The sequence below is a fragment of the Bacillus sp. BSL6 genome (genome assembly GCF_052928345.1).
Genome location: NZ_JAVGCW010000006.1, coordinates 339,451 through 352,214 on the forward strand (window position 1 = coordinate 339,451; position 12,764 = coordinate 352,214).

Here is a 12,764-nt window from a genome sequence, read left to right on the forward strand (position 1 = left end):
ATTGTTTACTAAAATGGAGAATTATACGTATTGAATTTTTGTAGGCATTTTTGGATCTGTATCGTGAATTTCAAAAGCTTCTCCCACTCCAAATCCCTTTTCCTCTAATACTTGTGATACCGACATACGTGCTAGTTCTTTCATGTTATTATCTAAACTCAAATGGGCTAAATAAATATGCTTTGTCTCATCTGTAATTACATCCGCCATTGCTAATGCAGCATCTTCATTACAAACGTGCCCCACATCGCTTAAAATACGTCGTTTAATACTCCATGGATAACGTCCCATACGAAGCATTTCCACGTCATGATTACTTTCAAACACGAAAGCATTAGCCCCCTTAATAACACCTTTCATACGGTCACTCACGTATCCTGTATCTGTAATAAGAGCTAGCTTTCTATTATTGTTATGAAAAGCATAGAACATTGGCTCTGCCGCATCATGTGAAACTCCAAATGACTCGACCTCAATATCACCGAATGTTTTTACATCCCCAACTGAGAAAATAAACTTTTGCTCAGTTGGGATATTTCCTATTAAGTGTTCCATTGCATTCCATGTTTTCTCATTTGCATAAACAGGTAAATCATATTTACGTGCCAATACACCTAAGCCTTTAATATGGTCACTATGTTCATGTGTTACAAGAATACCCGATACATCATTTATATTTAATTCTGCCTGTTTAAATAAAGCCTCTGTTGCTTTACCACTTAAACCTGCATCGACAAGTAACTTCTTTTCATCTGTTCCTACATATAGCATATTCCCTGTACTTCCACTTGCAAGTACACTAAAATGCAACCCCATTCTTTCTCACTCCAGTATGTTCATCAACCACTTGATTTTCCTTTTCACCTAATTCCATAACTTGTCCTTCAATTGCATTTACAAAGAAGTCCTGCTTCTGCTCCGTTTTTAAATTCCACGTTGGAGCAAGTACTTGGTTATTAGAAGTAGATGCGGTAAGGTTGGCATAACCAATTTGCGCTTCTTTTACATGTGTATTCCCATGAATTTTATTTTTTAAATACAGATTTTCTAAAGCAGTTTGGGCAGTAATAATTTCTTGCTGTTTCGTTTTTTCACTTTCGCCCATTTCTTTTAAATCTGTTAGCATCGTCTGTGTGTACGACACAAGTTCATTTTTTTCATTTAGTTCCACAACAATCATTGCCTGCTCGTTATAGAAAATAGGCTTATCTTTATATCTTTGGAAGAAGTAAATTTTAGAGTCTTTCATCGCTCCAAACTCATACTTTTGTCCATCTAATACATAGTTCTTCAAAAAATCATTATACTTATCTTTGGATAAAGATTTTGTATTTAAAAAGGGCTCTTTTAGCTTACTTTCTATTTTGTAAATATTTTGTATATGCGCCGTTTGATTTTTTAAAGCCTGTACATCTTCTTCTTTAAATGCCTTGTTTTCAGCCCTAATAAATGACTCTTTTTTCGGTTCTTTAGGGAAATTACCCATAGTAATTTTGTTTGCTTTTAATTCTTGATCTATCTTTGTTTCTGCAATAAGCTCCAATTGATTACTATCTTGCTTTTGAATGAATTGAAAAATGAGAAAGAGATCCAAAACAAAAAAGGTCACAATAAATATGGTTTTAATCCGATCCCAATCCATTTAGTCCTCCCTCACTCCACTCATATATTTTTTGTTTGCCAGCTTCATCTTCAACAAACTTTACATACCAAATCGGCTGTAGTCGCGCTACTTGCCCATCTAGTGATAATTTGTATCCAATCCCAATGTCCTTAATGAATCTTTTATCTACAGCCGCATTATTTTCTAAGGATGCTATTACAACGTGACCTGATGGGAGAGTAACCTTCTGTTCGATACCTTTCGTATTCAAAGACAGCAACGATCTTTCATATTCCATTACTTCTTCTGATCCCCATACTTGTCTCAATTCAGCTAACCCATCTGTATTAAATACGGGATATCCATCTTCCTGTAAGCGGAAGACTGTCTGTCCTTTATTCATATAGTCCAAACGATATGAATCCAAGCTTCCACTGTGACCATTTACAAAATCAAAACTTTTTTGTAAAAGCATTAAATTATCTGGCTTTTTCTCACTTAAAACAGAAGAATTTTTATACTTTAGCATATGCTGATCATTTTCAATCTCCATAGACCTAATACCATCTGTAAATATTTCTTTCGATTGCTCGGTAATCGGGCTTAAATAACGTGGGTCACTAAAAAGAGCATTCTTAAATGTATCAACCGCCAAATTAGATGAAATATATGTTATATTACTTAATTCTGTCGTTCCATCTGGTAAAAATAGCTTTTTCATATCATTAATTTGATAGTCAAAATAAGGTTTCGCTGATACTATAAATTGATTTTGTGCATTTACAATATCTTTTAAATACACACCACTTAATTTTGCTTCATATATTCTAGAGTTATCACCATCGGAAACAAAATTAATTTTAATTTCTTGATCCCTACTTCTAGAAGGGTCAAGAATAATTCGATTAAAGTGTTTAGGCTTATCTATACTCTTTTCTTTCATACTAAACATAGATTTAACTGCATCAAATGGGATGTTGGTAGGGAAAATAAGTTCAATTTTCCCTTCACCATGCACATAAGAAAGGAAGTCAGCCTTAGCAATCGATATCTCTTTGAACTCATGTAATTCCCCTGCTTCCAAAGTTCTATAGATTGATTCTATATCTCCCTCTCTTTTGCTCCCGTAATGATTTTTATCTTTATGCACAATGATAGAAGTAGGGCGGACAACATCAGCGATTTTCGTTTGAGTATTTCCCTCATTCCCCTGTACAAATTTTGCGTTTTGCATAGATGTGGAATCTGGCACATACGTCCATAAGTTAAAAGTAAGAAATAGACTAATTACAACTAAATTAATTAAAACTATCGTTTTAACATTCTCCATACTCATTCCCATTCGTCCTCTTCATCTGCTGCCATAGGCAATGTGAAATAAATCGTTGTCCCTTTTCCTTCCTCACTCTTTGCCCAAATCGAGCCACCATGTGCCTCAATCATTTCTTTCGCAATTGCTAATCCAAGTCCTGTACCGCCCATTTGTCTTGAACGTGCTTTATCTACGCGATAAAAACGTTCAAAGATTTTATCGACGTTTTCTTTCGGAATACCCATTCCTTGATCACTTACACTAATCTCCAATAATTCTCCGCGATCACGTAAACGATATGTTACTGTTCCACCTTCTGGTGAATACTTTAATGCATTCGAAATAATGTTATACAATACTTGCGTAATTTTATCCGTATCCATATCAATAAATCGAGATTTTTTAGAGAAAGATCGTTTGAAGCTTACGTTTTGCTCTTTAGACATTTCAAAACGATCAATAATGTTATTAAAGAAGTCAGTAAAGTCGACCCATTCTTTCATTAAACGATGTTCTGTACTATCGAGTTTAGATAGTTGCAATAACGCATTTACAAGTCTAATCATTCTTTCTGTTTCTTCTTGTGTAACTGTTAAAAACTGTGGTGCAATATTTGGATCTTGCCACGCACCGTCTGTAAGTGCCTCTAAGTAACTGCGCATTGTCGTTAATGGCGTTCTTAATTCATGAGAGACGTTTGCTACAAACTCGCGGCGTTCTCTTTCTATACGCTCCTGCTCAGTCACATCATATAATACGGCAATTAAACCATTTGCTTTCCCTGTCTCTTTTTGAATAACAGAGAAACTAGCGCGTAAAATATATGGCTCATTTCTCGTACTAAAATCTAATAAAACAGAATCCGGCTCTTCGTATAAATGATCGAGCGTAAATTCTTCTTGTATTCCCAATACTTCTAAAACAGATTGATCGAGCGCCGTTTCACGCGAAACATTTAGCATCTTTTCCGCAGGATCATTTAATAAAATAATGTCCCCTTTTCGGTCAGTAGCAATTACTCCATCTGTCATATGTGATAATACGGATGACAATTTACGTCTTTCACTTTCTGTTGAAGAACGAGCTTGTTGTAATTTTTTTGATAAATTATTGAAAGATAATGCTAATTGTCCAATTTCATCATGGCTATGCACTTTTACTTTTCTTGAATAGTTTCCTTTTGCCATTTCAATTGCTTGTCTTCGCATATCAGAGATTGGTCTCGTAATCGTTTGAGCTAACAAAATTCCAAGTACAGCTGTTACGAGTAATGCAATAACGGTTCCGGTCGCAAAGATTTGATTAATATCCTTCATCTGCTTATAAACATCTTCCATGGATGCAACAACGTAAATAGCACCAAGTGCATCTTTGTTGTTATCATCCATAATAGGAGTAATCATAACTTGTACACGGTGACCTGTACGACCATCCTTCTCAATTTTCACTTCTGGTTTTTTTTGTACCAATACCCGCTGAACAGCTATATCAGTTGACGTTCTATTTACCTTGTTTTGTTTTGACTCATCTGAAATAGCGAGCAGCTTTCTATTCGCATCAAATACACTTACCTCTTGAATATCCTTCTTTCGATCAGAGGCAAATTTTCGAATGGAAGTTTTAATCGTTTCACCTGTTGATTCTGTCTCTGCTTTTGTATAACTTTTTTTAAACTCTTGTTTCAAGTTATACGATAATAAGTTCGTTTGTTGCGTTAAAGAATCTCTAAAACCTTGTACAAGACTCTTTTCTAACTCTCTTACGAAATATACCCCAATAACTTGCATAGCTATCAATATTAATAGCATATATATAAGTACAAATTTTAAATGAATAGATTGAAAAAAACCGACTTTCTTCATATACTATTCCTGCTCTGGGTCACGCAAGTAATACCCTACTCCACGTCTAGTGACAATTAATGTAGGATGACTTGGATTATCTTCAATTTTTTCACGTAGACGACGTACTGTTACATCCACTGTACGTACATCTCCAAAATAATCATAACCCCAAACTGTTTGCAATAAATGTTCACGTGTCATAACTTGTCCTAAATGTTTTGCTAAATAATGTAATAGCTCAAATTCACGGTGTGTAAGCTCAATATTTTCCTCACGTTTTGTTACACTATACGCATTTGGATTGATAACAATTGGTCCAATAACCATTTCCGTATTTTCTTCTTTTTCTGCCGCACCACCTTGCTGATGGCGACGTAAATTCGCCTTCACGCGAGCAAGTAATTCCCTCGTACTAAATGGCTTCGTTACATAATCATCTGCGCCAAGCTCCAAACCTAATACTTTATCAATTTCAGAATCCTTCGCTGTAAGCATAATAATCGGCATTTCTGAGCTTTTACGTATTTCACGGCAAACCTCTAAGCCATCCTTACCTGGTAGCATAATATCTAATAAAACCATATCTGGCTGTTCTTCAGTCGCTTTTTCAATTGCTTCATCACCATCGTGCGCCATTACAATTTCAAAACCTTCTTTTTCTAGGTTGAACTTCAAAATATCTGCAATCGGCTTTTCATCATCAACTACTAAAATTTTCTTTCCCATCATCGTCTATTTCCTCCTTATAAAGTGAAACTTTAATCAGCCCTCACCAATCGGGCTTTTACGGGCAGCTCGCTTCCCACCTAACTTCTTTGCTTTCGCTGAATTTTAAGGTGGGGGTCTTACTGCCCGGTAAATAACAGGGTAAAAATATGGTCAATATCCTTAAACACATTGATGTCTACATAGTATGTCCCTATATGACCGCATCTTTTGCTTAAGTAATTTCTACTCTATTCTCACAGACTCATGTATAATCCACTTTTACACGGAATCCTATACGATCTATAGAAAAACCTCTAGCTTCAACTGCTAGAGGCTCCTCATTCTATTTTAAAATAACTACTCAATTTTGTAAAATTACACAAATAAAAAGGATATTAAGTGGGCCCACTTAATATCCTGAGAGTGGCTCGGGACGGAATCGAACCGCCGACACGAGGATTTTCAGTCCTCTGCTCTACCGACTGAGCTACCGAGCCAAAACTATATATAAAACCACTAATGGTGGTATAAACAAAAGTGGCGGTCCCGACCGGGGTCGAACCGGCGATCTCCTGCGTGACAGGCAGGCATGTTAACCACTACACCACGGGACCAAAAATGAACATAAAAAAAACATGACCCGTACGGGATTCGAACCCGTGTTACCGCCGTGAAAGGGCGGTGTCTTAACCACTTGACCAACGGGCCACGAAAAAATAAAATGGTGAGCCATGAAGGACTCGAACCTTCGACCCTCTGATTAAAAGTCAGATGCTCTACCAACTGAGCTAATGGCTCATACTCACCAACGTCATATTTTCGTGACGACAAGATGTATCATAACATGTTTTATTTATATTTTGCAATACCTTTTTTTATTTTTTTATAAAAGATAAGAAAAAACTCATGCGGACATGAGTTTTTCTCAAAAATATCAATTAAGCTTCGTATACGTTACGAACAATATTTGTTTGGTTACGATCTGGTCCAACTGAGAACATAGATAATTGAATTCCTGTTAACTCAGAAACACGTTCTACGTATTTTCGTGCATTTTCAGGAAGCTCATCTAATGATCTTACACCAGTAATATCTTCTGTCCAACCTGGAAGCTCTTCGTATACAGGCTCACATTTCGCTAAAATGTTTAAGTTTGCTGGAACTTCATCGATAACTTTTCCATCGCATTTGTAAGCAACACAAATTTTAAGTGTTGGAATACCAGTTAGAACGTCGATAGAGTTTAATGATAGATCTGTTAAACCACTAACACGACGTGCATGTCTTACAACAACACTATCGAACCAACCTACGCGGCGTGGACGACCAGTTGTCGTTCCATACTCACGACCAACTTCACGAATTTGATGACCAATTTCGTCATGAAGCTCAGTAGGGAATGGACCATCACCTACGCGGCTTGTATATGCTTTACATACACCTACAACGCGAGTAACTTTTGCAGGGCCAACTCCAGTTCCAACTGTTACACCACCAGCAATTGGGTTAGAAGATGTAACGAACGGATACGTACCGTGGTCGATATCAAGCATAACACCTTGTGCACCTTCAAATAATACACGGTGATTATTATCTAATGCATCATTTAATACAACAGACGTATCACATACATATTGTGCGATTTGCTGTCCGTACTCGAAGTACTCTTCGAAGATTTCGTCTACACTGAAACCTTCTGTATCGTACATTTTTTCAAATAAACGATTTTTTTGTGCTAAATTTTGCTCAAGCTTCTCTTTAAATGCTTCACGGTCTAAAAGATCAGCCATACGAATACCGATACGAGCAGCTTTGTCCATATATGCAGGACCGATACCTTTTTTCGTTGTACCGATCTTGTTATCACCTTTACTTGCTTCTTCTAACTCATCTTGTTTTAAGTGATAAGGCAAAATAACGTGCGCACGGTTACTTACACGTAAATTATCCGTACTTACACCACGATCGTGTAAGTATTTTAACTCTTCAAGTAATGCTTTCGGATCTACTACTAAGCCGTTTCCGATTACACAAATTTTCTCTTTATAGAAAATACCAGATGGAATTAAGTGTAATTTATATTTAACTCCGCCAAAAACGATTGTATGTCCTGCGTTATTTCCACCTTGATATCTTGCAACTACTTCCGCATGCTCAGAAAGAAAATCAGTGATTTTACCTTTTCCTTCGTCGCCCCATTGTGTTCCTACAACTACTACTGAAGACATTATTAAAGCACCTCCGCAATTTTCAAACGATCTATTCAAACAATATAATTGTACCAAAACCGAAAAAGAAGTCAATCAAAAAGCGAACATTTTTTTATCAAAAAACTTTTTCGTTCGTAAGAATTATATTTTCACACTATGAAAGCCTTATCTTTTCTATAAAAAAAAAGAAACACATCTTATTATAAGAAATGCGTTTCTTTTTTATACTATCGTTATGCCGGCGGCGCATGTCCATCTTCGAAACGACGTTCTAAGTTAACGAACTTATTGAACTCTTTAACGAATGCGAGCTCTACTGAGCCTACTGGACCATTACGCTGCTTTGCAATAATAATTTCAATCGTATTTTTATTTTCCGTTTCTCGGTCATAGTAATCTTCACGATATAGGAAGGCTACGATATCGGCATCCTGCTCGATACTTCCCGATTCACGAATATCAGACATCATCGGACGTTTATCTTGACGAGATTCTACACCACGAGATAACTGTGACAAGGCAATAACAGGAACTTGTAATTCACGCGCAATCCCTTTTAGTGTACGAGAAATCTCAGATACTTCCTGCTGACGGTTCTCCCCTGATTTCCCACTTCCTTGAATAAGCTGTAAGTAGTCAATCAAGATCATACCAAGACCCTGTTCTTGTTTTAATCTACGACATTTTGCTCGAATCTCATTTACTTTAATCCCCGGCGTATCATCAATATAAATACCAGCATTAGAAAGGCTACCCATTGCCATCGTTAATTTCGCCCAATCATCAGAAGTTAACGATCCGGTACGAAGTCTTTGTGCATCAATATTCCCTTCTGCACAAAGCATACGCATAACAAGCTGATCAGCACCCATCTCTAGACTAAAAATCGCTACATTTTCATCCGTTTTCGTCGCTACGTTTTGTGCGATATTTAATGAAAATGCCGTTTTACCTACCGACGGACGTGCCGCCACGATGATTAAATCATTTCGCTGGAACCCTGCCGTCATCTTATCTAATTCAGTAAATCCAGTCGGTATCCCGGTCACTTCACCTTTTTGATTATGCAAAAGTTCGATTTTATCGTAAGCATCTACAAGAACGTCTTTAATATTTTGGAATGCTTTCGCATTGGTCTGATGAGATACTTCTAATATTTTTTTCTCAGCCTCATTTAAAAGACCATCCACATCATCTTCTCTCTCATATCCATCAGACACAATATGAGTCGCCGTTCGAATTAAACGACGTAACAGTGCTTTTTCAGCGATGATTCTTGCATAATACTCTACGTTAGCAGCAGTCGGAACAACTTCTGCTAATTCTGCTAAGTAAGAAACCCCACCAACTTCTTCTAGTAATCCTTGATCAGCCATTGCTGACGTCATCATTACTAAGTCAATTGGCTCCCCCTTATCAGATAGCCCAAGCATGACTTCAAAAATCTTTTGATGTTTCGTTCGATAAAATGAGTCAGGTACTAATAGTTCCGATGCCGATGTTAACGCATCCTGATCAATCAATATAGCACCTAAGACTGCCTGCTCAGCTTCTATATTATGCGGAGGGGTACGATCAGCCATTACATCACTCATACGCAATCCTCCTTGCTTAACTTAGTTTTATTGTTCACTAACATGAACTTTTACTGTTGCTGTTACTTGCGGATGCAATTTCACAGTAACGTTTGTATAGCCTAATGCACGAATTGCATCATCCATTTCAAATTTACGCTTATCAAGTTTAATATTGTGAGATTTTTGCATTGCATCTACGATTTGTTTACTTGTGATTGAACCGAATAGACGGCCGCCTTCTCCAGATTTAGCCTTTAATTCTACAGTTAATTTCTCTAACGTTTCTTTTAATTGTTTTGCATTTTCAAGCTCTGCTGCTGCATCTTTTTCTTCTTTGCGCTTTTGAGCTTCTAAAGTTTTCATACTGCTATTCGTCGCTTCAGCAGCTAATCCTTGTTTTAGTAAGAAGTTATTTGCATAACCATCTGGTACTTTTTTTACTTCTCCTTTTTTCCCTTTACCTTTTACGTCTTTTAGAAAAATTACTTTCATGATTGTGTGCCTCCCTGTAAATAGTCATCAATAACAAATCGAAGCTTCTCCTCAGCTTCATCTACTGTAACATTTTTCATTTGTGTGGCTGCATTCGTTAAATGCCCGCCACCACCTAAGTTTTCCATAATTAGCTGCACATTCACTTCACCTAAAGACCTGCCGCTAATTCCAATGAAATTCTCGCCACGTTTTGCAATAACAAATGATGCAATAATTCCTGTCATTGTTAATAATGTGTCCGCTGATTGCGCAATAAGCACTTGATCGTAGTAATCATCGCTATCAACTTTTGCAATCGCAATTCCATTTGTATAAATGTACGCATTTTTAATAGCTTTTGCAACCCGTAAATACTGATCCATATCTTCTTTTAAAAGCTCTTGTACAAGTACAGTATCTGCACCGTGTGAGCGTAAATAAGAAGCAGCATCAAACGTACGAGCACCTGTCCGGAATGTAAAGCTTTTCGTATCAACAATAATACCTGCTAATAATGCTGTTGCTTCTAACATTGTCATTTTCAAACTTTTCGGTTGGTATTCAAGTAATTCCGTAACAAGCTCTGCCGTAGAAGAAGCATATGGCTCCATGTAAACAAGCAACGGATCTTCAATAAAATCTTCTCCTCGGCGATGATGGTCAATAACAACTACATTTTCAATTTTGCGTAACAGCTTTTCTTCCATCACCATTGAAGGTTTATGCGTATCAACAACAACAAGTAAGGAATCATCATTTGCAAATTCCATCGCTTGTTCTGGTGTAATAAAGTGAGACCATAACTCTTCATTTTGTTTCACTTTATCCATTAAACGCTTAATTCCCTTATCAGAATCATTTTCATCGAGCACAATATATCCTTTGCGCTCATTTAATTGCGCTACCTTTAAAATACCAATCGCAGCACCAATTGCGTCCATATCAGGAGCCCTATGCCCCATTATAATGACATTGCTACTTTCTAATACTAAATCCTTTAATGCATGCGAAATCACTCTGGCACGTACACGAGTACGTTTTTCCACCGGATTTGTCTTACCACCATAAAACTTAACTTTACCTGTCGCTTGTTTAATAGCTACTTGATCTCCACCACGCCCAAGCGCAAGGTCTAGACCTGATTGAGCCATCGCCCCAAGCTCGGATAAAGGTAAATCACCTGATCCAACACCTACACTTAATGTAAGTGGTATATTCCTTTTGGATGTTTCTTCACGTACTTGGTCTAAAATACTAAATTTCCCTTTCTCCATCTGCGCCAAAATACTTTCATTTAGTACAACGAAGAATCTTTCCGAAGATGCACGTTTTAAATATGCCCCATACTTAACGGCCCATTCATTTAGACGGGATGTCACAAGACTTGTTATATTCGTACGTAATTGATCATCTAATCCTTGTGTAACTTCATCATAATTATCTAAATAAATGACAGCTAAAACAGTACGTTGATCCTCGTACATCTTTTCGATCTCTGTTTGTTCTGTTACATCAAAGAAATAAATTAACTTTTCTTCTTTCCTTACAAAGACACGAAACTTTCGATTATTTAAAGAGACTATATCATCGGATGTTTCTCCCTTAATAAAAAGAAGTAACGTTTCTGATACATCATAAAGGTGCCATCCAGCTAATGCATGCTGCCCCAGACATGAAGATAAATAAGGATTTGCCCAATCAATCCCATAATCCTTATTGTATAACAAAATACCAATCGGCATCTGGTTAAATGCCTCATTACTCACTTTCTTTACCCTTGTAATCATATCTGTCGTATGTTTTTCAAAATTCTTTTGGAAAGTAAGTTCAAATCGTACAACAACAAAAAGGACGATACAAAAAATAAAAAAGGAGACTATCCCCATTAGTAAATGAAAATAACAGAGGATTGAAATGAGCACAAACACAAAAAATGCCAATACATAAACAGGATATAAAAACCACTGTTTCTTATAAAATTCAGGCATGTATACAACTCCTATAAAGTAAAACTAACTTATCTTCCAGTTAGTTAAACAGATTAAAATAGTATAAGGAATATTACTTTATCCTCCTATTTTAGAACGTAATGAAATCCCTAAATCAATTATACCTAAGATTGACACAAGAGGAAACAGCATCGGAATAAACATGCAGGCAATAAAACTAATAATAGGAACCCCTTTCGTAAAACCTTTGCTATGCGCCAGAAAAGCGATAAACGTCAAACCTTGCAGCACTAGTAGTAAAGCAAATATGACATATAGGTTAGAAAATACCATATGTAAATATGATGTCGGTTCTACTTTTATAAAAGTTGATAGCAAAATAAATATAACGTAATACCAAACAATACTCTTTGGTAATTGTATATCTTTGAACTTAGGCCAAGGTATAACATCATGCTTTAGCTTTCTTAAAGCACTACCTGATATTATTATGGTAATCCAAGAAAGACATACAGAAACCATCACAAGTATACTCGGGAATACCGCTTGTAATATATCATTCATTTGTACAAATAACTCTTTTTGCTCTTTACTAATCGGCATACCAGCAACACTTGCTATCTTTTCACTTTGCACTACGCTTTTATTAAACATATTTTGTATTTGCTTTATAAAATCTATGTTAAAAAACTTTATACTGGCAACATAAATGAGCATAATACTGATTAAGTATGCAAGTGAACCGGTTATTAAAATCTCCAATGGCTTTCTTTGTTTTTTATACATGCACCCTAAAATAATACCCATCAACCCAAATACGACCGTCTTTACTAGACCTATCGGCTGACTTACAAAAACAGTAATTAAAAATGCAGTCGTAAAAATTACAAATGCATTCGATAATTTATATCTTATCGTTAACAATATAAATGGCAACGGCAACGCAAACGTTACAACTGTACCTAAAATCGGAACATACATAGATATAAACAATAACATTACATATATAGCTAACAACGCGGCTCCTTCAGTAATAAATCTCGCTTGCTTCACATTTTAACCTCTCTTTCAAAAAAGAAAAGCATAG

General features: G+C 36.3%; 10 protein-coding genes and 4 tRNA genes. All 14 read right to left on the bottom strand.

The genetic code is table 11. The features are described 5' to 3' along the window. Positions 1-21 precede the first annotated feature (21 nt). Positions 22-816: an MBL fold metallo-hydrolase gene (locus RCJ96_RS20755; protein ID WP_000522836.1), complete on the bottom strand. Its 795-nt coding sequence runs from the start codon at positions 814-816 to the stop codon at positions 22-24. Beyond that, positions 800-1,642 (bottom strand): two-component system regulatory protein YycI, encoded by an 843-nt coding sequence (locus RCJ96_RS20760; protein ID WP_242304460.1) that lies wholly within the window; start codon positions 1,640-1,642, stop codon positions 800-802. The genes RCJ96_RS20755 and RCJ96_RS20760 overlap by 17 nt, the downstream gene beginning before the upstream one ends. Further along, a complete protein-coding gene (locus tag RCJ96_RS20765) occupies positions 1,623-2,939 on the bottom strand; it encodes a YycH family regulatory protein (RefSeq protein WP_074609425.1) in 1,317 nt (438 codons plus the stop codon). Before RCJ96_RS20765 ends, RCJ96_RS20760 begins: the two co-directional genes overlap by 20 nt. After that, complete coding sequence (walK, locus tag RCJ96_RS20770; protein ID WP_000755380.1) at positions 2,936-4,777, bottom strand: cell wall metabolism sensor histidine kinase WalK; 1,842 nt, start codon at positions 4,775-4,777, stop codon at positions 2,936-2,938. Before walK ends, RCJ96_RS20765 begins: the two co-directional genes overlap by 4 nt. Positions 4,778-4,780: 3 nt before the next feature. Further along, positions 4,781-5,488 carry a cell wall metabolism DNA-binding response regulator WalR gene (gene walR, locus RCJ96_RS20775; protein ID WP_000971872.1) on the bottom strand — a complete coding sequence of 236 codons (708 nt, stop codon included), beginning with the start codon at positions 5,486-5,488 and terminating at the stop codon, positions 4,781-4,783. A 403-nt stretch (positions 5,489-5,891) separates the two neighbouring features. Beyond that, positions 5,892-5,964, bottom strand: a tRNA-Phe gene (locus tag RCJ96_RS20780). A 41-nt stretch (positions 5,965-6,005) separates the two neighbouring features. Further along, positions 6,006-6,081: transfer RNA gene (locus RCJ96_RS20785), tRNA-Asp, on the bottom strand. Positions 6,082-6,103: 22 nt separating this feature from the next. Then, positions 6,104-6,175: transfer RNA gene (locus RCJ96_RS20790), tRNA-Glu, on the bottom strand. Between the two features lie 14 nt (positions 6,176-6,189). Beyond that, positions 6,190-6,265: transfer RNA gene (locus RCJ96_RS20795), tRNA-Lys, on the bottom strand. Positions 6,266-6,405: 140 nt separating this feature from the next. Beyond that, the gene (locus RCJ96_RS20800) at positions 6,406-7,695 is read right to left on the bottom strand and encodes an adenylosuccinate synthase (protein ID WP_000100223.1); all 1,290 of its coding nucleotides are present in this window, start codon (positions 7,693-7,695) and stop codon (positions 6,406-6,408) included. Positions 7,696-7,910: 215 nt separating this feature from the next. Continuing rightward, complete coding sequence (gene dnaB / locus RCJ96_RS20805) at positions 7,911-9,272, bottom strand: replicative DNA helicase (protein ID WP_001286244.1); 1,362 nt, start codon at positions 9,270-9,272, stop codon at positions 7,911-7,913. Between the two features lie 27 nt (positions 9,273-9,299). After that, complete coding sequence (rplI, locus tag RCJ96_RS20810) at positions 9,300-9,746, bottom strand: 50S ribosomal protein L9 (protein ID WP_416503963.1); 447 nt, start codon at positions 9,744-9,746, stop codon at positions 9,300-9,302. After that, positions 9,743-11,716, bottom strand: a complete 1,974-nt coding sequence (locus RCJ96_RS20815; RefSeq protein ID WP_074609423.1) for a DHH family phosphoesterase — start codon at positions 11,714-11,716, stop codon at positions 9,743-9,745. Before RCJ96_RS20815 ends, rplI begins: the two co-directional genes overlap by 4 nt. A gap of 78 nt (positions 11,717-11,794) precedes the next feature. Then, positions 11,795-12,730 (bottom strand): YybS family protein, encoded by a 936-nt coding sequence (locus RCJ96_RS20820; RefSeq protein ID WP_416503962.1) that lies wholly within the window; start codon positions 12,728-12,730, stop codon positions 11,795-11,797. Positions 12,731-12,764: the final 34 nt, after the last annotated feature.

What these genes read in the sequence shown, in the direction of transcription:
- RCJ96_RS20755 (WP_000522836.1), bottom strand. Translation starts at nt 816, where the DNA reads ATGGGGTTGCATTTTAGTGTACTTGCAAGTGGAAGTACAGGGAATATG.
- RCJ96_RS20760 (WP_242304460.1), bottom strand. Translation starts at nt 1,642, where the DNA reads ATGGATTGGGATCGGATTAAAACCATATTTATTGTGACCTTTTTTGTT.
- RCJ96_RS20765 (WP_074609425.1), bottom strand. Translation starts at nt 2,939, where the DNA reads ATGAGTATGGAGAATGTTAAAACGATAGTTTTAATTAATTTAGTTGTA.
- walK (WP_000755380.1), bottom strand. Translation starts at nt 4,777, where the DNA reads ATGAAGAAAGTCGGTTTTTTTCAATCTATTCATTTAAAATTTGTACTT.
- walR (WP_000971872.1), bottom strand. Translation starts at nt 5,488, where the DNA reads ATGATGGGAAAGAAAATTTTAGTAGTTGATGATGAAAAGCCGATTGCA.
- RCJ96_RS20800 (WP_000100223.1), bottom strand. Translation starts at nt 7,695, where the DNA reads ATGTCTTCAGTAGTAGTTGTAGGAACACAATGGGGCGACGAAGGAAAA.
- dnaB (WP_001286244.1), bottom strand. Translation starts at nt 9,272, where the DNA reads ATGAGTGATGTAATGGCTGATCGTACCCCTCCGCATAATATAGAAGCT.
- rplI (WP_416503963.1), bottom strand. Translation starts at nt 9,746, where the DNA reads ATGAAAGTAATTTTTCTAAAAGACGTAAAAGGTAAAGGGAAAAAAGGA.
- RCJ96_RS20815 (WP_074609423.1), bottom strand. Translation starts at nt 11,716, where the DNA reads ATGCCTGAATTTTATAAGAAACAGTGGTTTTTATATCCTGTTTATGTA.